This is a genomic window from Brachybacterium sp. ACRRE (genome assembly GCF_022346485.1).
Taxonomy (GTDB): Bacteria; Actinomycetota; Actinomycetes; order Actinomycetales; family Dermabacteraceae; genus Brachybacterium; species Brachybacterium halotolerans.
In genome coordinates this window covers 19,397-40,078 of sequence record NZ_JAKRMO010000016.1, presented here as the reverse complement: position 1 = coordinate 40,078, position 20,682 = coordinate 19,397, and the positions used below count along the sequence as shown (strand labels likewise).

At 73.0% G+C, this 20,682-nt stretch carries 18 protein-coding genes; 10 read left to right on the top strand and 8 right to left on the bottom strand.

Going from position 1 to position 20,682, the window contains the following annotated elements; genetic code table 11:
• The first annotated feature begins 16 nt into the window (after positions 1-16).
• Positions 17-160 (top strand): zinc finger domain-containing protein, encoded by a 144-nt coding sequence (locus MHY49_RS06795; protein WP_370646024.1) that lies wholly within the window; start codon positions 17-19, stop codon positions 158-160.
• A gap of 72 nt (positions 161-232) precedes the next feature.
• Here the strand turns inward: MHY49_RS06795 and MHY49_RS06790 are convergent, their stop codons facing one another.
• Positions 233-832, bottom strand: a complete 600-nt coding sequence (locus MHY49_RS06790; RefSeq protein WP_239203326.1) for a DUF4396 domain-containing protein — start codon at positions 830-832, stop codon at positions 233-235.
• Positions 833-1,007: 175 nt separating this feature from the next.
• On the opposite strand from MHY49_RS06790, the gene MHY49_RS06785 reads away from it, so the two are divergent.
• Together MHY49_RS06785 and MHY49_RS06780 are read left to right on the top strand one after the other, a co-directional pair.
• The gene (locus MHY49_RS06785) at positions 1,008-1,334 is read left to right on the top strand and encodes a putative quinol monooxygenase (protein WP_239203292.1); all 327 of its coding nucleotides are present in this window, start codon (positions 1,008-1,010) and stop codon (positions 1,332-1,334) included.
• A 133-nt stretch (positions 1,335-1,467) separates the two neighbouring features.
• On the top strand, positions 1,468-2,082 hold the full coding sequence (locus MHY49_RS06780) for a response regulator transcription factor (protein WP_228358316.1): 615 nt from the start codon (positions 1,468-1,470) through the stop codon (positions 2,080-2,082).
• 48 nt (positions 2,083-2,130) lie between these two features.
• Here MHY49_RS06780 and MHY49_RS06775 read toward each other — a convergent pair whose 3' ends face one another.
• The 5 genes from MHY49_RS06775 to MHY49_RS06755 are packed head-to-tail and all read right to left on the bottom strand — an operon-like array spanning position 2,131 to position 9,486.
• Entirely contained in the window at positions 2,131-3,258 is a 1,128-nt protein-coding gene (locus tag MHY49_RS06775; RefSeq protein WP_239203291.1) for a sensor histidine kinase, read from the bottom strand.
• Positions 3,255-5,090, bottom strand: coding sequence for a thiol reductant ABC exporter subunit CydC (gene cydC / locus MHY49_RS06770; protein ID WP_239203290.1), 1,836 nt, complete (start codon positions 5,088-5,090; stop codon positions 3,255-3,257). Before cydC ends, MHY49_RS06775 begins: the two co-directional genes overlap by 4 nt.
• Complete coding sequence (cydD, locus tag MHY49_RS06765; protein ID WP_239203289.1) at positions 5,087-6,820, bottom strand: thiol reductant ABC exporter subunit CydD; 1,734 nt, start codon at positions 6,818-6,820, stop codon at positions 5,087-5,089. The genes cydC and cydD overlap by 4 nt, the downstream gene beginning before the upstream one ends.
• A gap of 11 nt (positions 6,821-6,831) precedes the next feature.
• Positions 6,832-7,914: a cytochrome d ubiquinol oxidase subunit II gene (gene cydB / locus MHY49_RS06760; protein ID WP_239203288.1), complete on the bottom strand. Its 1,083-nt coding sequence runs from the start codon at positions 7,912-7,914 to the stop codon at positions 6,832-6,834.
• A gap of 15 nt (positions 7,915-7,929) precedes the next feature.
• Positions 7,930-9,486, bottom strand: a complete 1,557-nt coding sequence (locus tag MHY49_RS06755) for a cytochrome ubiquinol oxidase subunit I (protein ID WP_228358321.1) — start codon at positions 9,484-9,486, stop codon at positions 7,930-7,932.
• A gap of 476 nt (positions 9,487-9,962) precedes the next feature.
• On the opposite strand from MHY49_RS06755, the gene MHY49_RS06750 reads away from it, so the two are divergent.
• From MHY49_RS06750 to proB, 5 genes are all read left to right on the top strand, one after another.
• The gene (locus tag MHY49_RS06750; RefSeq protein ID WP_239203287.1) at positions 9,963-13,253 is read left to right on the top strand and encodes an Rne/Rng family ribonuclease; all 3,291 of its coding nucleotides are present in this window, start codon (positions 9,963-9,965) and stop codon (positions 13,251-13,253) included.
• Positions 13,254-13,511: 258 nt separating this feature from the next.
• Positions 13,512-13,820: a 50S ribosomal protein L21 gene (rplU, locus tag MHY49_RS06745; RefSeq protein ID WP_200500859.1), complete on the top strand. Its 309-nt coding sequence runs from the start codon at positions 13,512-13,514 to the stop codon at positions 13,818-13,820.
• A gap of 39 nt (positions 13,821-13,859) precedes the next feature.
• On the top strand, positions 13,860-14,114 hold the full coding sequence (gene rpmA / locus MHY49_RS06740) for a 50S ribosomal protein L27 (protein ID WP_200500858.1): 255 nt from the start codon (positions 13,860-13,862) through the stop codon (positions 14,112-14,114).
• Between the two features lie 126 nt (positions 14,115-14,240).
• Positions 14,241-15,773: a GTPase ObgE gene (gene obgE, locus MHY49_RS06735; RefSeq protein WP_239203286.1), complete on the top strand. Its 1,533-nt coding sequence runs from the start codon at positions 14,241-14,243 to the stop codon at positions 15,771-15,773.
• A 2-nt stretch (positions 15,774-15,775) separates the two neighbouring features.
• The gene (gene proB, locus MHY49_RS06730; protein WP_228358323.1) at positions 15,776-16,963 is read left to right on the top strand and encodes a glutamate 5-kinase; all 1,188 of its coding nucleotides are present in this window, start codon (positions 15,776-15,778) and stop codon (positions 16,961-16,963) included.
• A 318-nt stretch (positions 16,964-17,281) separates the two neighbouring features.
• On the opposite strand, the gene MHY49_RS06725 is transcribed toward proB, so the two are convergent.
• Both MHY49_RS06725 and MHY49_RS06720 read right to left on the bottom strand, forming a co-directional pair.
• Complete coding sequence (locus tag MHY49_RS06725) at positions 17,282-18,205, bottom strand: ribokinase (protein WP_370646022.1); 924 nt, start codon at positions 18,203-18,205, stop codon at positions 17,282-17,284.
• 200 nt (positions 18,206-18,405) lie between these two features.
• A complete protein-coding gene (locus tag MHY49_RS06720) occupies positions 18,406-18,780 on the bottom strand; it encodes a DUF488 domain-containing protein (protein ID WP_239203285.1) in 375 nt (124 codons plus the stop codon).
• A gap of 178 nt (positions 18,781-18,958) precedes the next feature.
• Between MHY49_RS06720 and MHY49_RS06715 the strand changes: the two genes are divergently transcribed.
• On the top strand, positions 18,959-20,359 hold the full coding sequence (locus MHY49_RS06715) for a glutamate-5-semialdehyde dehydrogenase (RefSeq protein WP_239203284.1): 1,401 nt from the start codon (positions 18,959-18,961) through the stop codon (positions 20,357-20,359).
• 101 nt (positions 20,360-20,460) lie between these two features.
• Positions 20,461-20,682, top strand: a complete 222-nt coding sequence (locus tag MHY49_RS06710) for a hypothetical protein (protein WP_152352815.1) — start codon at positions 20,461-20,463, stop codon at positions 20,680-20,682.

Below are 20,682 nucleotides of genomic sequence, written 5' to 3'. Positions count from 1 at the left end.
TCAATGTCACAAACGTGTGGAGTCGGGCTACTTCGCGCGCTCCCTCGCCGCCTACGGCCGGGCGGGGGAGCCGTGCCCGCGCTGCGGCACGATCATCCGCCGCTCCGTGCTGCAGCAGCGCTCGTGCTTCTTCTGCCCGAACTGCCAGCGCAGGGCCTGAGGAGGCACGGGGCTCAGGGCGCGGCCTCGTCGCATGGCCCCTTGGCACGGCCCTGCGCGCCGGGAGCCGTGATCAGCCCAGCAGCGAGCCGATCGAGGCGATGAAGCCGCCGAGCAGGAAGGCGCTGATGCCGATCAGCAGCGGCCGGTTGTCCATCGCCGCGTCCTCGCCGAGCGCATGGTGCGTGACGGCGTGCCCCTTGCCGCGGCGCAGCAGCGCGCGGTTGACGGGCCAGGCGGCGAAGAACGCGATCGTCAGGGAGATCGCCATCGAGAGCCAGAAGAGCGGGTCGAGCAGCGTCGCCCCCATGGCACCGGGGATCACCAGCATGACCAGGTTGTCCACGACCTCCATGGTCGCGATCGACAGGGTGTCCGCGACGAGCACCAGGCGCAGCGCGTCGCCCAGGGCGATCCCGCCCCGGACCAGCGGCAGCGCCGAGAGCGAGTACCCGAAGACGAAGGCGAGGAGTATCGAGAGGACCGTGGTGGGGAGGTTCGTCCACCCTGCGGCGGTGCCGACCAGCATCCCGATGATCTCCCCGATGGAGCACCCCGTGAGGCAGTGCAGCGTCGCCCCGACGGCCATCCCGGACATGTCGTGAGCACGGGTCCCGTGGTGCGGGTCCGCCGTGCCCGGGACGTGCTCATGGTGCGCGTGCTCATCGGGCATGTGGTCCACCGGAGTCCTCCTCGTTCTCGCTCCGCGCCGGTCAGGGCTTGGGGCCGGAGCGTCGGAACCCGACGATCGTACGACCTGGGAGGACCCGCGTTGCGGGAGGGCCGGCGCCGGTCTAGCGTCGGCCGCGCGTCCGGACGGGCGCTCCCGACGGCAGAAGGAGACTCTCATGGCACTCCAGGACCAGCCCGGCTACGTCATCCAGATGCGCGCGAAGCCCGGCATGGGGGACCGGCTGTTCGAGCTCGCGACCGAGGGGATGTTCAGGTCCGGCTCCTCCGACCGCTTCATCATGCTGCGCGAGGACGCCGATCCCGACGTGCTGTGGAACATCGAGATCTTCCGCTCGGAGGAGGACAAGGCCCGCTACGAGGACAGCCCGCTCGCGGACGAGCTGCGCGAAGAGATCCTCGAGACCCTGGACGGCCCTCCGCTGCGTCGCGTCGAGGTGCACCCGTACGCCGCGATCCCGGAGCTTCCCGGCGACAAGGCCTGAGGCCCGCGGATGCTGCGGGCGCCCGTCGGTCCCCGCCTCTCCCGCCGCCCCCAGGAAGGCGGTGACCTGCTGGGGTAGCGTGTCGAGCGTCGGACCCCACCACCAGCACCGATCACTCGCGGAGGACTCTGCCATGGACGACGCCCCGATCGGCGTGATGCTCGTCGACGACTTCGAGGTGGTCCGACGGGGGATCGCGACGGTGGTCGCCGCCGATGCACGCCTGCGGGTCGTGGGGGAGTCCGCGAGCGTCGCCGAGACCGCGCGCCGTCTGCCCGCGATCCGGCCCGATGTGCTCGTGGTGGACCTCCAGCTGCCCGACGGCACCGGCATCGACGTCATGCGCGCGGCGCGGGCCGTCGACCCCGACATGCGGATGCTGGTGCTCACCAGCTTCGACGACGACCCGGCCGTCCACGAGTCGCGGGCCGCGGGAGCCGCGGGGCTGGTGCTGAAGTCGGCGCGGGCCGCGGACATCGTCGGCGCCATCCTCGCCGTGCATCGCGGAGAGTCGATCTGGCCAGAGGACCGCGTCGCCGACGGGCCGGAGCTGTCCGCCTCCGATCAGCGCATCGTCGAGCTCATCGGCGACGGGCACTCGAACCGGGAGATCGCCGAGGAGGTGGGGATCGCGGAGAAGACGGTCAAGAACCGGGTCACCGTGATCCTGCAGGCCCTGGGGCTGCAGCGGCGCACACAGGTCGCGGCGATGGTGGCGGCGCGCCGTCGGGCCGGCTGGAAGCCCTGAGCAGCGAGTCCCCGATCCGGGGAGCCCGCGCCTCGGCGGGACCCCGCCTCAGGCGGGCGGGAGCGTCACCCGCCAGTTGATCATCGTGCCCGGCTCGAGCGAGATCGCATCGACCCAGCCCTGATGGCGGCGCGCCCGGCTCGACATGTTCGCCAGGCCGCTGCGGCGGCTCACGCTCGGGTCGATGCCGCGGCCGTTGTCGGAGACCGCCACCTGCACGACACGGTCCACACCCTCGCTGAACAGCGTCACCGAGACGGCCACCGCGCTCGCGTGCGCGTGGCGGGCGGCGTTGGCGAGCGCCTCGCGGACCACCGCGACGACGTCCTCGGCGATCTCCTCGGGCACCTCGGCGTCCATCGCCGCGGCGTTCCGCGGCAGGCGCAGGGCGGGTGCGAAGCCGAGCCCGGCGGTCGCGAGCCCCGTCTCGTGACGGAGCCGCTCGCTGAGCGTCGCCTCGCTGCGCTCACGGCGCAGCGACTGGACGATCTGCCGGATCTGGGCGACCGCGTTCTCGACGCCCAGCAGCGAGGTCTCGACGCTGCGGCGGATCGTGGCGTTGGAGACGGCGCCCGCCGCCTCGTCGAGCGCGGAGGTGAGGCCCTCGAGCTCCATCCCCACGGCGAACAGCTCCTGGATCGCGAGGTCATGCAGGTCCCGGGCGATGCGGCGGCGCTCGTCGTCCAGGTCCTGCTCGGCGGTGCCGCGACGGTCGTCGAGCGCGAGGGACACCAGCAGCGCGAGGGGTTCGAGGGCCCGGCGCGCGGCCCTGCGCGAGGTCTCTCCGCCGACGGCGAGCAGAGCGCCCGGGCCCTGTTCTCCCGCCTCGACGATCTCTGCGGTCGCGCTCCATGTCCTGCCCTCGAGGGCGAGTTCGTCGACAGCGCCCACCGCTTCCGGGTCGCCGCTGACCAGAGCGGCGTGCAGCGCGGATCCCGGGTCGGGGGCGGCGCCCAGCAGGAGCGCGGCCTCGCGGCCCTCGGCGACCTCGACGCTCCACTCGCCCCGGCGCTGCGGCAGCACCAGCGCCGCGCCGGCGGCTCCGGTGCGGGGCGGCACCGCGCGGACCAGCAGGTCCAGGAGGTCCTCGACGTCCCCGCCCGCGCCGACGGCGGCCGCGAGCTCGTGCAGGCTCGCCTCGGCCGGTCGTGGAGACGTGGGGGGCTGGCTGGTCATGGCGTGCTTCCGTGTTCGTCGGTGCGGGGCTCGGCACGCACGAGCTCGTGCCCGCCACCGGGCAGGATACGCAGGACCGTGGTGCCCGCGGGGATCGCCTCCACCCTGTGGGTCACCACGAGAGCGCTCGCGCCGACGGGGAGGAGGGAGCCGTCGGCGGGATCCAGGAGCCGGCGCAGAAGGTCGTCGCCGCGCGCCGCATCGAGATGCTCCGTGGGCTCGTCGAGCAGCGTGATCGGCGCTGCGCGCACCACGGCGCGGGCCAGCAGGAGCCGTCTCCGCTCGCCGCCGGAGATCGTGGTGCCGTCGGGCCCGAGCATCGTGTCCAGGCCGCGGGGCAGGGTGTCGACCCAGTCGTCGAGGCCGACGGCGCGCAGCGCCGCGGCGCACTCCTTCGCGCTCACGTCGCCGCGGGCGACGCGCAGGTTCTCGTGCACGGTGGTGGCGAAGACGTGCGCGTCCTCGAGCAGCGCGATCATCTGTGCGCGGACGGCGTCCTCGGACAGCTCGCCGAGCGCATCGCCGCCCAGGCGCACGATGCCGGCGACGGGCTCCAGGAGGCCCGCCAGGGTCTGCACGAGCGTGGTCTTGCCTGTGCCGGAGCCGCCGGTCACGGCGATCCGCTCGCCGGGGGCGAGGTCGAGGTCGAGATCGTGGACCCGCACGGCGTCCTGCCCGTAGCCCGCGGACAGTCCGCGCGCGGACAGATGCAGGGCCGTGGGGCGGCCGGCGCTCCCGGCGCCGCCCGGCGCGGCGACGGCGGTCCCGTCGGGCCCGGGCGCCGGAGCGTCGGGGCCGACGGCGTCCTCGAGGCGCGCGGCGGCGGCGCGCGTGCGGGCCAGCTGGGAGGCCGCCGCGGGCAGCGCGGTGACGGCCTCGAAGCTGCTGAGGGGGAGCAGGACGAGCATGCCGATCGCCCCCGCCCCCGCGCCGCCGTGCAGCCAGGCGCCGCCCGCCGCGAGGACCGAGCCGAGTACGGCGAGGATCATCACCGCCGGGACCGACGCCGCGGCCAGGGCCGAGGGGAGCGCCGCGCGGTCGATCGCGGCGTCGTGGTCGCTCTGCGCCCGCGCGAGCTCCTCCATGCGCTCGCCCAGTCGACCCTGCACCCGCAGGGCGGTCGCATCGTCCAGGACCCCCAGGCCGCTCGCCGTCAGCTCGGAGCGGGTCTCGACGACGGCCGCCTCGGTGAGCCGCGCCGCCCGGTGGGCCGCCAGGGGCGCGAGGACCCCGGCGAGCACGAGCGCGAGCAGCATGCACGCGGCCGCCGGCAGGCTGAGCGGGGCGATCGTCAGCACGACCACCACCGTCATCACCACGGCCACCAGTCCCGGCACGATCGCCCGGATCACGAGGTCCCCGAGCTCCTGCGCGTCGTCGCCCAGGCGGGCGAGGAGGTCGCCCCGGCGCACCCGGCTGAGGGCGTCCCCGCGGCGGCGGGCGAGAGCCGAGTACAGGTTGGTGCGCAGGGAGACGACGCCCCGCAGGGCGACGTCATGGGTGAGCATGCGGTCCAGCCAGCGGAAGACGCCGCGGGAGATCCCGAGCGCGCGCACCCCGACCACGGCGACCGTGAGGTCCAGGACGTTCGGCATGGTCCATGCGGTCGTCACCAGCCAGGCGGCCAGCGCCGCGAGGGCGAAGGACGAGGCGAGGGTCGCGATCGCCGCGAGGACGGCCGCGAGCAGTCGGGAGCGGGGGATCTCCAGGAGCCCCACCATCCGGCGCACGGCGGACGGCCCCGAGACGGCGTCGCCGCTGGTGCCGGCGCTGGAACGGCTGCCGCTGCCTTCGTTGTTGCTGCTGTTGCTGCTGCTGAGGATCGTGCTCATCGGCCTGCTCCCTCCTCGACCGTCTCCGGACCGACGTGCGCGGCACGCAGCCGCGTGACCTCGTCGGCCACCTCGAGCAGTCGCGAGCGGTGCGCGACGAGCACGACGGTCCGCCCCTCGGCCCGCAGAGTGCGCACGAGGTCGAGGACCAGTTCCTCGGTGGCGCCGTCGAGGTGCGCCGTGGGCTCGTCGAGGACCACGAGCGGCGCCGGGGCGAGCAGTGCGCGGGCGAGCGCGAGGCGCTGGCGCTCGCCCAGCGAGAGGCCGCTGCCGCCGCGCCCGACGGGGGCGTCCCAGCCGCGCGCGGCGATCACGCGGTCCAGTCCCGCGGCGCGCGCCGCGCGGTCCAGCCGGTCCTGGTCGGCGCTCCCGTGCGGCGCGGCCTCCGCGAGGACCGCGCGCACGGTGCCGGTGGGGAGGACGGGCCGCTGGGGGAGCAGCATCGTCTGGGACCAGAGGGACTCCCGGCGCAGGTCCTGGACCGCGGTGGCGGTGCCGTCGGCGGCGACCACCCGGGCCGAGCCCTCGTCGGGCGCGAGCAGGCCGAGCATGACCTGCACGGCGGTGGTCTTGCCGCTGCCGCTCGGGCCCGCGATCGCATGCACCGTGCCGGGCCGGACGACGAGGCTCGCGTCGTGCGGGGCGAAGCCGTCGCGCGATCGCACGCCGACGCCGTCCAGGCGCAGCGTCGCGGTGCGCAGGTCGGGGCAGCGGACGGTGCCGTCGGCCGGGGCGCTCTCGACGAGCACATCGAAGGCGGCGGAGACGGCGGCGACGCCGTCGGACGAGGCATGGAACTGGGCTCCCACCTGGCGCAGGGGCAGGTACACCTCGGGGATCAGCACGAGCACCGCGAGCGCGGGAGCGAGCTCCATGTCCCCGTAGACCAGGCGCAGGCCGATCGCGACCGCGACGAGCGCGACGCACAGCGTGCCCAGCAGCTCGAGCACCATCGAGGAGAGGAAGGCGTAGCGCAGCGAGCCCATGGTCGAGCGGCGGTGGCGATCCCCCAGCGCGCGCACCATCTTCTCGGGCCCGCGCTCGCGGCCGAGCGCGCGCAGCGTGGGCAGCCCGTCGACGAGGTCGAGCATCTGCGACCAGAGCGTGCGGGTGTCGGCGAGGAGGGCCTCGGAGCGTCCCACGGTGAGCCTGCCGATGAGGATCATGAAGAGCGGGACGAGCGGCAGCGTGATGACGGCGATGCCGGCGCTCGTGGGGTCCAGCAGCAGGATCGTGAGCAGCGTGAGCGGGGTGACGGTGGCCGAGAGCAGGAGCTGGGGCACGTAGCCGACGAGGTAGGGGCGCAGCTTCTCCAGGCCCGTCGTCGCCAGGGTCGTCAGGTCCGCGCCGCGCCCGGCGCCCGCCCGCGGGCCCAGGCGCGCCGCGTGGCCGATGAGGCGGGAGCGGAGGTCGGCGATGGCCGCCGTGGCCGCCCGATGGGCGGTGCGCTGCTCGACGAGGACCGCGAGGGCGCGGACGCCGAGCGCGGCCACGAGCCCTGCGAGCAGGGCGGGGAAGTCCAGAGGGGAGCGGTGGTCCACGAGGAGGTCGGCGCCCAGGCGGGCCAGGAGCAGGGCCGTCGCGATGACGGCCCCGGCCTGCACCAGGCCCAGCGCCGTGGTCCGCACGACGTGCCGGCGGGCGGCCGCGACCTCGCGCAGCAGCCGGGGATCCAGCGGCGGACGGCGCTCGCCTGAGCGCCGTCCGGTCCGCGGGGTCGCCTGGTCCATGGCTGAGGGTCTCACTCCTGCTCGAAGGCCTGCCGGTAGCCGCGGCGGGCACGCGCCAGCAGGGACTCCGGGGCGTCCGAGCCGTCGCCGGTCACCGGATGGCGGAACACCCAGTACGCCCAGATCGTGTACGCGATCACGCACGGCAGCAGCACGCACGCGGCGATCAGCATCACCGTCAGGGTGTGCGGGGAGGAGGAGGCGTTCGCGACGGTCAGCGAATGGGCCGCATCGTTCGCGGCGGGCATCACGAACGGGAAGAGTCCCGCGAACAGCTGCACGCCGGCCGCGGCGATCGCGATCGCGCTCGCGAGGAAGGCGAGGCGATCGCGGCGCGCGCGGTTCCCCGCGATCACCGCGATGAGCGCGAGCGCGGCGACGGCGAGCGGGATCCAGGTGAGAGCGGTGTGGGAGACGGTCAGCTGCGCCCAGATCAGGTACACGGCGCCCAGCACGGTCGTGGGCCAGATCGTGCGGCCCGCGAGGGCGCGGGCGTCCGCGCGCAGCGGGTCGCCGGTGCGCAGCACCAGGTACAGCGAGCCGTGGGTCCAGAACAGCATCACGAACACGAGCCCGCCCAGCAGGCCGAACGGGGTGAGCAGGCCCAGCACGGAGGTCGTCACCCATTTGTTCTCGTCGATCGCGACGCCCGCGACGATGTTCGAGAAGGCGACGCCCCACAGGAACGAGGGGAGCAGCGAGGTGATCGTGTGGACGACGTCCCAGCCGGTGCGCCAGCGACGGCCCTCGAGCTTGTCGCGCCACTTGAAGGCGCACACCCGCAGGATCAGCGAGAGCAGGATGACCAGCAGCGGGATGTAGAACCCGGAGAACAGCGTCGCGTACCACTCGGGGAAGGCCGCGAACAGCGAGGCGCCGGCGGTGATCAGCCAGACCTGGTTGCCGTCCCAGATCGGGCCGATGGTCGAGAGCATCGTGCCGCGGCGCTCGCTGTCGCCGCGACCCAGGACGCCCAGGTTCATCTCCACGCCGAAGTCGAAGCCCTCGAGCACGAAGTAGACGGCGAACATGAACGCGATCAGGCAGAACCACGCGGTCTGCACGGCGGTGGGGTCGGTGAGGACGGGATCCATGGCTCCGTGTCTCCCTCAGTACTCGAAGGACAGGGTGGGGGTGTCCAGCTGCTGCGTCTCGGGATCGCGCCGGGGCAGGGGTATGCCCTTCAGTGCGGCCTTGCGCATGAGGTGGAACCAGATCACGGCGAGCACCGTGTAGAGCAGCGCGAAGGACGTGAGCGAGGTGATCACCATCCAGGCGGGATTGCCCGACACCCCCTGCATCGTCATCAGGAACACCGTGGGGTCGTCCGGATTGGGGACCACCACCCAGGGCTGTCGGCCCATCTCGGTGAAGACCCAGCCGGCGGCGTTCGCGAAGAACGGCATCGGGATCGACAGCACGGCGAACCACTTGAAGACCTGCGAGCCGGAGGTGCGCGCCTTCTCGCCCCGCCCGCGGGTGATCCACAGCGCCCAGAAGGCGAGGACCGCGCTGAACACGGCCAGGCCGATCATCAGGCGGAACGACCAGAAGGTGACGAACAGGTTGGGCCGGTAGTCGGCCGCGTGCTGCTCGCCGTGCACGTCGGTGACTGTGGTGCCGTAGGTCTCGAGGTCCTTCGCCTGCAGCTCGTCGACGCCCTGCAGGGTCGCATCGAAGGTGTGCGTGGCCAGGAACGAGGTCACGTAGGGAACCTGGATGACGTGCGTGACGTCGCCGCAGTCCTGATGGAACGCCTGGGGTCCGCCGACGGTGAGGATCGAGAACGACGCCCCGGTCTCCGTCTCGCAGAGCGCCTCCGCGGAGGCCATCTTCATCGGCTGCTGCTTGAACATGATCTGGCCCTGCTGGTCGCCCGTGACGAACAGGCCAAGGCCGGCGATGAACAGGGCGATCACGCCGAAGCGCACGGCGGGGCGGAAGATCGTGCGCGCCTGCTGGTCGTGCGCACGTCCCTCGTCGGTGGTCAGTCCCGCGGTGCGCGCGCGGTTGTGGTGGGTGACCATGTGCCACGAGGCGACGCCGGTGATGAAGGCGGCCGCGACCAGCAGCGCGCCGAAGATGATGTGCGGGAAGGCCACGAGGGTGGTGATGTTCGTGAGGATCGCCCACAGCCCGCCCTTGTCGGGATCGAGCTCGGCGCGGCCCGTCTCGGGGTTGATCGAGGCTCCCACCGGGTGCTGCATGAAGGAGTTCGCGGCGACGATGAAGTAGGCCGAGGCCATGGTGCCGAAGGAGACGCACCAGATGGTCAGCAGGTGCACCTTCTCGGGCAGGCGGCCCCAGCCGAAGATCCACAGTCCCAGGAACACCGACTCCATGAAGAAGGCGACGAGTCCCTCGAGGGCCAGCGGGGCGCCGAACACGTCGCCCACGAACCGCGAGTACTCCGACCAGTTCATGCCGAACTGGAACTCCTGGAGGATGCCGGTGGCGATGCCGATGCCGAAGTTCACGATGAGCATCGAGCCGAAGAACTTCGTCAGGCGCGTCCAGGCGTCCTTGGCGATCGGGCTGCGCGCGCGCATGGAGATCGTCTGCATGACGGCGACCAGGAAGGACAGGCCGATCGTGAGCGGGACGAAGAGGAAGTGGTAGACGGTCATCGAGCCGAACTGCCACCGAGCGATGTCGAGGGCTTCCATGGGACCTGTCCTCCGTGGGGCGAGGGGACGGCGCGGCACGCGAGTGCGCCGCGTTCACGTTCAGCGTAGGACCCGGGGGAGCGGCCGCAGAGGGACGATGGTCCTGCCGCCAGCGGGAATCGCCCGCACCGTCATGCGCCGTCCCGAGCGTGCCCGAGCCCGCCCGAGCGCTTCCGGTCCTCTCGCGCGGGCCCCGTCGCACGCGTCTCACGGGTGCCCACGTCCCCGGGAGGAGCGCTCGCCTGTGCCATACTGCCGGGAGCGCTCTTCCTCCGCGTACCCGGAGGGGGAACCTCCTCGGGGTCGACCAGCCATGCACCGATACCGCGCACAGCGCGATCGAGATGCTTCGAGCGGCCGACATCGCAGCGCTCCTGACCTGGAGCCGCGCGCCGGAGAGGGCGAACGACTTCCGTCCGCATGGACGATGACCGAAGGGCCCGGGGTGCGTCGGTCCCTCTATGAGGAGCAGCCCCATGGCTGAGGACATCAGCACCCCCGAGACGTCGGCGTCGCAGGAGACGCCCAGCACCACGAGCGGAACGGGGAGGGCGAAGCGTCCGCGCCGCCGCGCCGGATCCCCGGTCGGCGCCCCGCAGCACCAGGAGACGGCGCCCGAGGCCGACGCTCCCCAGCGGCACACCACCGTCGCCGCCCAGCAGACGCCCCCGAGCGAGCCGGCTCCCGCAGCGGCCGAGAAGCCCGCGACCAGGCGTCGTCGCCGTGCCGCTGGCGCCCCCGCCGGCCCGCCCGTCGCGCCGGTCGCCCCCGCAGAGACCGTCGAGGCCGACGCCGAGCCCGCCGTGACCGAGACCGTCGCCGAGCCGGCGCCCGAGACGGATGCTGCGGCGGATGCCGCGGACGAGACCGTCGATGTCGAGAGCACGGAGACGGCCCCTGAGGATTCCGAGGACGACGCCGAGACCGCGTCCGACGCCCCGGCCGAGGCGGACTCCGAGCGGCCCAGCGGTGTCGCCGCGGATCTGCAGGCCCTCGCCGAGAACCGCCCGCAGGAGCCGAAGCGGGCCGTGCGCGAGCAGACCCAGATCGATTTCGCCTCGCTGATCTTCCAGGCGCCCACGCCCGAGAAGCGCACCACGGTGCCCGAGCAGCGCGCCGGCCACGACGACGAGGACCACCAGTCCGGCAGCGCGGAGCTGTCCTTCGGCACTGCCTCCCGCGGGTCGCGCCGACGCCGCGCCACCCGGCCCCAGAGCGAGGCCGTGCTCCCCGAGCAGGAGCAGGCGCCCGCCGACGGCGAGGACGCCGCAGAGGTCGAGGAGACCCAGGTCAGCACGGACGAGCAGGCGCAGGAGGGGCAGGGCGGCCGCGGCCGCGGCTCCCGCGGGCGCCGCTCCTCCAGCCGTCGCCGCCGCGGATCCTCCCGGGGCGAGTCCTCCGAGGACGCGTCGGGCGAGGAGAACGGTCAGGACGCAGGCGAGGACCGCCGCACCCGGCGCGACGGCGCCCAGGACGACGTCGACGCGGATGCGAGCGGCGCGGACGAGGAAAACGACAGCAACGGCGAGGAGGAGGACGGCCAGTCCTCAGGCTCCTCCCGTCGACGTCGCCGCCGGGGCGGCCGCGGTCGTCGCGGTCGCGGTCGCGGCGAGGACTCGGCCGATCGCGAGGACGAGGACTCGCGCGACGACGATGAGCGCTCCGAGGACACCTCCGACGACGCCTCCGAGCGCGCGACGAAGGACGGCAAGAAGTCCTCGGCGGACAACTCCGAGGACCGCGACTCCCAGGACGGCGAGGACCAGGGCAAGGACGAGGACGGCTCCTCGGGCGGCTCGAGCTCGCGCCGCCGTCGTCGCCGCCGCCGCTCCGGCTCGTCCTCGAACTCGGAGAACGGCCCGTCGCCCGACGATCCGCCGAACACCGTCGTCAAGGTCCGCGAGGCCCGTGACGAGGTCAAGGCCGTCAAGGGCTCGACCCGCCTGGAGGCCAAGAAGCAGCGCCGCCGCGAGGGACGCGACCAGGGCCGCCGCCGCAACGTGATCACCGAGGCCGAGTTCCTCGCGCGCCGCGAGTCCGTCAAGCGCTCCATGGTGGTGCGCGAGCGCAAGGGCAGCACGCAGATCGCGGTGCTCGAGGACGACATCCTCGTCGAGCACTATGTGGCCCAGAAGTCGCACACCTCGATGGTCGGCAACGTGTACCTGGGCAAGGTCCAGAACGTGCTGCCGTCCATGGAGGCCGCCTTCGTCGACATCGGCAAGGGTCGCAACGCCGTGCTGTACGCGGGCGAGGTCAACTGGGACGCGGCCGGGCTCGAGGGCCAGCCCCGCCGCATCGAGCTCGCGCTCTCGAGCGGCGACCCGGTGCTGGTGCAGGTCACCAAGGACCCGATCGGCCACAAGGGCGCGCGGCTGACCAGCCAGATCTCCCTGCCGGGCCGCTACGTGGTCTTCGTGCCCGGCGGCTCGATGACCGGGATCTCCCGCAAGCTGCCCGACGCCGAGCGCTCGCGGCTGAAGAAGATCATGAAGCAGGTCATCCCCGAGGACGCGGGCGTCATCGTGCGCACGGCCTCCGAGGGCGCGAGCGAGGAGGAGCTCACCCGCGACGTCGAGCGCCTGCGCAAGCAGTGGGACCGGATCCAGAAGGCGCAGAAGTCGAAGTCCGCTCCCGCCTCCCTCTCGCAGGAGCCCGACCTCGCCATCAAGGTGGTCCGCGACGTCTTCAACGAGGACTTCACCTCGCTGATCGTCGAGGGCGAGGGCGTCTACTCGGACGTGCACGAGTACGTCTCCGACGTCGCCCCCGACCTGCTGGAGCGCGTGACCAAGCACGTCGGCGAGAAGGACGTCTTCGCCAAGCACCGCATCGACGAGCAGCTGCTGAAGGCCATGGACCGCAAGGTCTACCTGCCCTCGGGCGGCTCCCTGGTCATCGACCGCACCGAGGCGATGACCGTCATCGACGTGAACACCGGCAAGTTCACCGGCGCCGGCGGCTCCCTCGAGGAGACCGTCACCAAGAACAACATCGAGGCCGCCGAGGAGATCGTCCGCCAGCTGCGCCTGCGCGACATCGGCGGGATCATCGTCATCGACTTCATCGACATGGTGCTCGAGGCCAACCGCGACCTCGTGCTGCGCCGCCTCGTGGAGTGCCTGGGGCGGGACCGCACCAAGCACCAGGTCGCCGAGGTCACCTCGCTGGGCCTCGTGCAGATGACCCGCAAGCGCGTGGGCGCGGGCCTGGTCGAGACCTTCTCGACGACCTGCGAGGCCTGCGCGGGCCGCGGCATGATCGTCGACCTCGACGGCGTGGACACCGGCCACCAGCACCACGGCGGCCAGGGCTCCCAGGACGACGACTCCTCGAAGGGCGGCCGCCGCCGCAAGGGCAAGTCCAAGGGCGGCAGCGGGAGCAGCGGCAACGGGAGCAACGGCGGCGGGAACGGCGGGAACGGGAGCAGCGGCAACGGCTCCGGCGGCGGGAACGGCGGCTCGGACCGCGGATCCCAGAGCGCCAAGGAGGCCGTCGAGGAGCTCACCGCCTCCACCGACGTGCACCGCCTCGAGTCCGACAGCGCCTCGCGCGCCCTCGCCCGCGCGACCATCGCCTCGATCGCGGCGGCCACGGGCTCCAAGGAGCACCCCGAGGTCGTCGTCGACGGGGAGGCGGTGACGGTGGAGGCAGACGCCGCGCAGGCCGCGGGGGACACGCCGGAGCAGGCGACCGAGGTCACCCCCGATGCCGCGGACGGCTCCGCGAGCGCCGAGGAGCGCGACGACAGCGCCGCCGACGCGTGATGAGTTCCACAGGCTCTCAGCGGTGAAATCGCAGGTCGGACCGGTCATGAGCCTTGACCGGTCCGGCCGGGCCTCGTAGGCTGTCCCTCGGCGCAGAACGCGTCGATCGTCGTTCCCGGCCGCTCGGTCGGCGGAGCTGCGACCCTCGCGGGTCGCGCACCCGGCCCGGACGTCACCCGCCCAGCTCTCCGCCCCGGAGCGCCGGAGGCGGTGCGGCGGGAGACGACGACCCAGTACGAACCAAGATGGAGCAGTGACGTGGTGTACGCAATCGTCCGCGCAGGCGGTCGTCAGGAGAAGGTGTCGGTCGGCGACACCATCGTGATCAACCGCGTCGCCGGCGAGCCGGGCCAGAGCGTCGACTTCACGCCCGTGCTGCTCGTCGACGGCGACGCGGTGACCTCGGCCAAGGGCGACCTCGAGAAGGTCACCGTCTCGGCGGAGAAGGTCGAGGACCTCCGCGGTCCGAAGATCCGCATCCTCAAGTACAAGAACAAGACGGGCTACAAGAAGCGCCAGGGCCACCGCCAGGAGCTGACCCGTCTGAAGATCACGGGCATCGCCTGAGCGTCGCCCTTCCAGGCTGAACGAGAGAAGGTTCTTCCCATGGCACACAAGAAGGGCGCGAGCTCCTCGAAGAACGGTCGCGACTCCAACGCGCAGCGCCTCGGCGTCAAGCGCTTCGGCGGCCAGCAGGTCGGCGCGGGCGAGATCATCCTGCGCCAGCGCGGCACCCACATCCACCCCGGTGCGGGCGTGGGCCGCGGCAACGACGACACGCTGTTCGCGCTCACCGCGGGCACCGTGGAGTTCGGCCGCAAGCGCGACCGCAACGTCGTCAACGTGATCGCCGGCGTCTGAGACCTCGGTCCCGGCGCGGCGCGCACAGCGCGACGCAGCACATACCCTCGTGAAGGGGCGGAGCACCTGCTCCGCCCCTTCACGTTTTTCCCCGCAGCACCATCCCGCCGTCCGCAGGAGAGACCCATGGCCACCTTCGTCGATCGCGTCGTCCTGCACGTCACCGGCGGTGACGGCGGGCACGGCTCCGCCTCCATCCGCCGCGAGAAGTTCAAGCCGCTCGCCGGGCCCGACGGGGCCAACGGCGGCCGCGGCGGCGACGTGGTGCTCGAGGTCGACCCCTCGACGACGACGCTGCTGAGCTACCACCACAAGCCCCATCAGCGCGCGAGCTCGGGCGACTTCGGCAAGGGCGACATGCGCCACGGCTCCCGCGGCGAGGACCTGATCCTGCCCGTGCCCGACGGCACCGTGGTCGCCGACAAGGACGGCAACGTGCTCGTCGACATGGTCGGCACCGGCACCCGCTTCGTCGCCGCCCGCGGCGGACAGGGCGGCCTGGGCAACGCGGCGCTCGCCTCCCCGAAGCGCAAGGCGCCCGGCTTCGCCCTCCTCGGCGAGCCCGGCCAGGAGCGCAGCCTCGTCCTCGAGCTCAAGAGCGTCGCGGACGTCGCCCTCGTCGGCTACCCGAGCGCCGGCAAGAGCTCGCTGATCGCCGCGATGAGCGCGGCCCGGCCCAAGATCGCCGACTACCCGTTCACGACCCTGGTGCCGAACCTCGGTGTCGTCGAGGCGGGGGAGCACCGCTTCACCGTGGCCGACGTGCCCGGGCTGATCCCCGGCGCGAGCAGCGGCAAGGGACTGGGGCTGGACTTCCTGCGCCACATCGAGCGCTGCCACGTGATCGTCCACGTGCTCGACGCCGCCGCGCTCGAGTCCGACCGCGACCCCGTGAAGGACCTCGAGACCATCGAGGGCGAGCTCGCCGCCTACGCGGGCCGCCTCGACGAGGAGACCGAGGACCGCACGCCGCTCATGGAGCGGCCCACCGTGGTGGTCCTGAACAAGACCGACGTGCCCGACGGCGCCGACATGGCCGACCTCGTCCGCGACCGCCTCGCCGAGCGCGGCGTGCCCGTGTTCGAGGTCAGCGCCGTCTCCCGCCGGGGCCTGCGCGAGCTCGGCTTCGCCCTCGCCGAGCTCGTCGAGCAGGCCCGCGCCCGGCTGCCCGAGCCGGAGGCCGCGCCCATCGTCCTCACCCCGCGGTCGTTCGGCGCCAAGGAGTTCGAGGTCGTCACCGAGCAGTACGACGGCGACAAGGTGTACAGGGTCGTCGGCGACAAGCCCGAGCGCTGGGTGCGCCAGACCGACTTCTCCAACGACGAGGCCGTCGGCTACCTCGCGGACCGCCTCGCCACCCTCGGCGTCGAGGAGCAGCTCTACCGCGCCGGGGCCGTCCCCGGCAGCACCGTGGTCATCGGTCCTGGACAGGATGCCGTGGTCTTCGACTGGGAGCCCACAATGGTGGGAGGCGCCGAGCTGCTCGGCCGCCGCGGCACCGACCGTCGACTCGAGGACCACCACCGCCCCACGCGCGATGAGAAGCGCGAGGAGCAGCGTGCCCGCACCGAGGCCCGCATGGGACGTCTGGCAGCGATGGAGGAGGAGCGCCGCGCCGGGCACTGGGCCGATCCCGCGATCGACGACCAGGAGGACTGACCATGGCCACCGTGACCGACGAACCGCACCAGCCGGCGCGACTGCAGGCGCGCACCGACATCCCCGGACCCCGTCGGGCGGTGGTGAAGATCGGCTCCTCGAGCCTCACCCGCGACGACGGCCACCTCGACGAGACCGGGCTGCGGATCATCGCCGACCGGATCGCCGCGCTGCTCGAGGACGGCTGGGACGTCGTCATCATCTCCTCGGGCGCGATCGCCGCGTCGCTGCGCCCCCTGGGCCTCGACGCACGGCCGACCGACGTGCCCTCCCAGCAGGCCGCCGCGAGCGTCGGCCAGGCGCTGCTGGCCACGGCCTGGTCCGCGGCCTTCGGCGCGCACGGACGGATCACCGGGCAGGTGCTGCTCACCGAGGCCGACGTCATCCGGCGCGAGACCTACGGCAGCGTCCGCACCGCCCTCGAGGCGATGCTGGGCCTGGGCATCATCCCGATCATCAACGAGAACGACACCACCGCCACCCACGAGATCCGCTTCGGGGACAACGACCGCCTCGCCGCTCTCGTCTCCCAGCTGCTGGGCGCCGACCTGCTGGTGCTGCTCACCGACGTCGACGGGCTCTACACGAAGAACCCGGCCGAGCCGGACGCCGAGCGCCTCAGCGTGGTCGAGGACTTCGCGGCGCTCACCGACGTGAAGGTCGGCTCGGTCGGCTCCTCCGTCGGGACCGGCGGCATGGTCACCAAGCTCGACGCCGCCCACCACGCCGCGAGCACGGGCACCGCGACGCTGCTCACCGCCGCCGAGAACTTCGGGCGCGGCGTCTCGGGCGAGGACGTGGGCACCTTCTTCCCGGCCCAGCAGGGCCGCCGCCGCTCCCGCCTGGTGTGGCTGCGGTACGCGACGCGCGGCGCGGGGACCCTCGTGGTCGACAAGGGCGCGGCCGAGGCCCTGCGCTCCCGCCGCCGCTCCCTGCTCGCCGTGGGCATCGCCGAGGTCGACGGCGCGTTCCCCGCGGGCGTCCCGGTGGACATCGCGGCGCCCGACGGCGACGTGATCGCCCGCGGCCTCGTCACCTACTCGAGCGAGGACCTGCGCGCGATGGCGGGGCTCACCACCAAGGAGCTGCGCGACCGCATGGGCGACCGCTACGGCCGCTCCGTGGTGCACCGCGACGACATGGTGCTGATCACCTCTCCCGTTGCGGACGCCACCGGCTCCGCTGAGTGAGCGGCGGCTGGCGAATGTCGGCCCCACCGCTGAGCGATCGGTGGCCGACGGACGTCGGTTCCTTCGAGGCGCGCCGGCCCGACCGAGGCACGTCGGCTCCACCGAGGCGCGTCGGCTCCTCCGGGGCGTTCAGTGCTGCGTAACGGTCGTTATGAGCGCTCATAACGACCGTTACGCAGCACTCTCGGTGGCCAGGACGTGGGCAGCACTCTCGGTGGCCAGGACGTGCGCAGCACGCTCGGGTGCCGGGTCGTGCGCAGCGCTCTCGGGGGTCGGGAAGGATGCGGCATCCTGGGCCGCACGGGGTGCGCGGCGCTCTCAGGCGCCGGGAAGCTCCTCGCCCTTGCGCGGGTAGCTGGTCTGCGCTCCCTCCCGCGTCACCGATGCGGCGGAGACCCGGGTGGCGAAGCGGGCGGCGTCGACGAGGGACGCGCCCTCCGCCAGCCGCACTGCGAGGGAGCCGACGAAGGCGTCCCCGGCTCCTGTGGTGTCCACCGCGCGCACCGTGACGGCGGGCACCCGCACGAGCGACCAGGCCCTGTCGGACTGCGGATCGTCGTCGGCTCCCGACACTCCGACCAGGGCGCCCTCGGCTCCGAGCGTGATCACGAGGCTCTCGATGCCTGCCGTGTGCAGGGCGTGGGCGAGGTCCTCCGGAGCGGGGGAGGAGCCCGCGTGCTCCTCGAGCAGATCGAGGACGAGCGCCGCCTCGTGCTCGTTGACCACGAGCGGGTCCGCGCGCAGCAGCACGTCGCGGTCGAGCTCGAGCACGGGGGCGGGGTTCAGGATCAGGCGTCCCTGGGTGCGGCGGGCGGCCTCCTCGATCCCGTCGCGCGGGATCTCGCCCTGGAGGACGACGACCCCGGCGCCCGCGATGAGGTCGCCGCTCTCGCGCACCCGCGCGGCGTCCATGGTCGCGTTCGCGCCGGGGACCACGACGATCGTGTTCTCCCCGTCGTCGGAGACCGTGACCACTGCGAGGCCCGTCGGCCCGTCCACCTGGTGCACCGCGGAGAGGTCCGCGCCGCTCGTGGAGAGCACGGAGAGGGCGTCGGCTGCCATGGCGTCATCGCCGACCGCACCCACCATCGCGACGGCGCCTCCCTGCAGCGCGGCGGCGGCCGCCTGGTTGGCGCCCTTGCCGCCCGGGCGCACCTCGCCGCCCGTGCCATGCAGGGTCTCGCCGGGCTGCGGGTGTCGGGCGACGCGCGTGGAGAGATCGGCGTTGATCGAGCCGACCACCACGATCCCCGGCCGGGACGGGCCCGGCTCGTTCGACGCGGACCCGGAAGGCGATCGCCGGGACGGGGAGGTTCCGGGCGAGGCCGGCGCCGAAGCGGACTGTGCGGACGGCGCGGGCGCAGGGGAGGGGGAGTCGGAGTGCATGCTCCGATTCTGTCCCATCCGCGCCGCCTGCTCCGCAGCTCGCGGCAACCCCGCCCTCAGGCCTGCTTGCCCTTGCGCTCCTCCTGGAGCACGTCCTTCAGCACCGTCGCCTCGCTGATGTCGTCGCGCTTGGAGGCGGTGAGCAGCGTGAGGTTCCCTTTCGCCGCGTAGCCGCGCAGCTCGTCGAGGGCCTCCGCGCGCTCGGTGTCGTCGAGCTCCGCGCGGTAGCGCTCGGCGAACTCCTCCCACTTTTCGGGGTCGTGCTGGTACCACTTGCGCAGCTCGGTCGACGGAGCGACGTCCTTGCACCAGCTCGTGAGGTCCGCGCGCTCCTTGCTCACGCCGCGGGGCCAGATGCGATCCACGAGCACCCGTGCGCCGTCGGACCGCTCGGGGTCCTCGTAGATGCGGCGGACGCGGATCGTGCTCATCGTGGACTCCTTCCGAGGGGACGGCGCAGACGGCGACAGGACGACGCCGCCGTTGCGACCGGGCTGCGCCGGTGCTCGCGACCGTAGCACCGCGCAACGTGACTCCGCGCACGTCCAGGGACGTCCAGAAGGGGAGCGGGCCTGCCTCGGGGAGGGGCCGGCGGCCTAGTGTGGAGGGATGGACGAGACGACTTCGACGCCCGCGCCCACGCCCACCTCTGCTCCCAGCGCCCCCGGCTCTGCTGCCCCCGGCTCTGCTGCCCCAGGCTCTGCCGCGTCCGGCACCGCCTCCGATGTCGAGGAGGCGGTCCTCGTCGCCGCCCGCCGCGCCAAGGACGCCCAGCCCGCGCTCGCCACCCTCACCCGCGAGCGCAAGGACCAGGTGCTGCGCTCCATGGCCGATGCCCTCGTCGCACGCGCCGGGGAGATCGTCGCCGCCAACGCCCAGGACATCTCCGAGGCCGACGCCGCCGGCATCGACGCAGGACTGCGCGACCGCCTCCTCCTGGACGAGGACCGGGTGGGCGCCATCGCCCAGCAGCTGCGCGACGCCGCCGCCCTGCCCGACCCGATCGGAGAGGTGGTCCGCGGCGGGCTGCTCGCCAACGGGCTCGAGCTGCGCGAGGTCCGCGTGCCCCTCGGCGTGATCGGCATGATCTACGAGGCCCGCCCCAACGTCACCGTCGACGCCGCCGGGCTCTCGCTCAAGGCCGGCAGCGCCGTCGTGCTCCGCGGCGGCTCCGCCGCACTGCACTCGAACACCGCCCTCATCGCCGTGCTGCGCGACGTCCTGGAGGAGCAGGGGCTCCCACGGGACCTCGTGGTCGGGATCGACGAGCACGGGCGCGCCGGGGCCGACGTCCTCATGCGCGCCCGCGGGCTCGTCGACGTGCTCATCCCGCGCGGCGGCGCCGGGCTGATCCGCCGTGTCGTCGACAACGCGAAGGTCCCGGTGATCGAGACCGGCACCGGCACCACGCACGTGTTCATCGACGCCAGCGCCGACCTGGCCAAGGCCGCTGCGATCGTCGAGAACGCGAAGACACAGCGCATCGGCGTGTGCAACGCGCTGGAGACGCTTCTCGTCCACCGCGACGTCGCCGAGGAGGCTCTCGCCGCGATCACGGAGGTCCTCGCCCCGCACGGCGTCACGCTCCATGCGGACGACGCGGCCCGCGCGATCCTCACCCGGGACGACGCCGGCGATGCGCCGGCGGTGCTTCCCGTGGTCCCCGCGACCGAGGACGACTGGGCCGCCGAGTACCTCTCGCTCGATCTCGCGGTGCGCGTGGTCGACGACGTCGAGGCGGCCATCGCCCATATCCGCCGCTGGTCCTCCGGGCACACCGAGTCGATCATCACCTCGGACCTCGCCTCGCAGCGGCTGTTCACGACGGCCGTCGACTCCGCCGTGGTGATGGTGAACTCCTCGACCCGCTTCTCCGACGGCGCCGAGTTCGGCTTCGGCGCGGAGATCGGCATCTCCACGCAGAAGCTCCACGCCCGCGGGCCGATGGGGCTGCAGGAGATCACCTCCACCAAGTGGATCGTCATCGGCGACGGCCACGTGAAGCCCTGAGGACCTGCTTGAGAAACCGCGCACGACCCGGCCGCGCCCGGGTCCGGGGAGCGCTCGGCTATGGGATGATGTGAGGGTTCACGTCATCGAAAGGTGCACACATGCTCGACCACGTCCTGATCCTCGCCGAGGGCGGCTCGCACGCCTCCGAGGGCGGCGTCCCCCCGATCCTCGTCGGCGGCGCCATGTTCCTCGGCCTGCTCATCCTGCTGGGCATCACCTACCTGTTCAGCGGCCAGAACCAGCGCCCCGCGAAGACCCGCACCGGTGCTCGCGCGCACACGGCGCAGGAGAGCGCCTCGACGGACGCGCGTCGGCACTGA

Bases quoted from the DNA above. Each gene is read 5' to 3' on its own strand.
- MHY49_RS06790 (WP_239203326.1), bottom strand. From the start codon at position 832: ATGCCCGATGAGCACGCGCACCATGAGCACGTCCCGGGCACGGCGGAC.
- MHY49_RS06785 (WP_239203292.1), top strand. From the start codon at position 1,008: ATGGCACTCCAGGACCAGCCCGGCTACGTCATCCAGATGCGCGCGAAG.
- MHY49_RS06780 (WP_228358316.1), top strand. From the start codon at position 1,468: ATGGACGACGCCCCGATCGGCGTGATGCTCGTCGACGACTTCGAGGTG.
- MHY49_RS06775 (WP_239203291.1), bottom strand. From the start codon at position 3,258: ATGACCAGCCAGCCCCCCACGTCTCCACGACCGGCCGAGGCGAGCCTG.
- cydC (WP_239203290.1), bottom strand. From the start codon at position 5,090: ATGAGCACGATCCTCAGCAGCAGCAACAGCAGCAACAACGAAGGCAGC.
- cydD (WP_239203289.1), bottom strand. From the start codon at position 6,820: ATGGACCAGGCGACCCCGCGGACCGGACGGCGCTCAGGCGAGCGCCGT.
- cydB (WP_239203288.1), bottom strand. From the start codon at position 7,914: ATGGATCCCGTCCTCACCGACCCCACCGCCGTGCAGACCGCGTGGTTC.
- MHY49_RS06755 (WP_228358321.1), bottom strand. From the start codon at position 9,486: ATGGAAGCCCTCGACATCGCTCGGTGGCAGTTCGGCTCGATGACCGTC.
- MHY49_RS06750 (WP_239203287.1), top strand. From the start codon at position 9,963: ATGGCTGAGGACATCAGCACCCCCGAGACGTCGGCGTCGCAGGAGACG.
- rpmA (WP_200500858.1), top strand. From the start codon at position 13,860: ATGGCACACAAGAAGGGCGCGAGCTCCTCGAAGAACGGTCGCGACTCC.
- obgE (WP_239203286.1), top strand. From the start codon at position 14,241: ATGGCCACCTTCGTCGATCGCGTCGTCCTGCACGTCACCGGCGGTGAC.
- proB (WP_228358323.1), top strand. From the start codon at position 15,776: ATGGCCACCGTGACCGACGAACCGCACCAGCCGGCGCGACTGCAGGCG.
- MHY49_RS06720 (WP_239203285.1), bottom strand. From the start codon at position 18,780: ATGAGCACGATCCGCGTCCGCCGCATCTACGAGGACCCCGAGCGGTCC.
- MHY49_RS06715 (WP_239203284.1), top strand. From the start codon at position 18,959: ATGGACGAGACGACTTCGACGCCCGCGCCCACGCCCACCTCTGCTCCC.
- MHY49_RS06710 (WP_152352815.1), top strand. From the start codon at position 20,461: ATGCTCGACCACGTCCTGATCCTCGCCGAGGGCGGCTCGCACGCCTCC.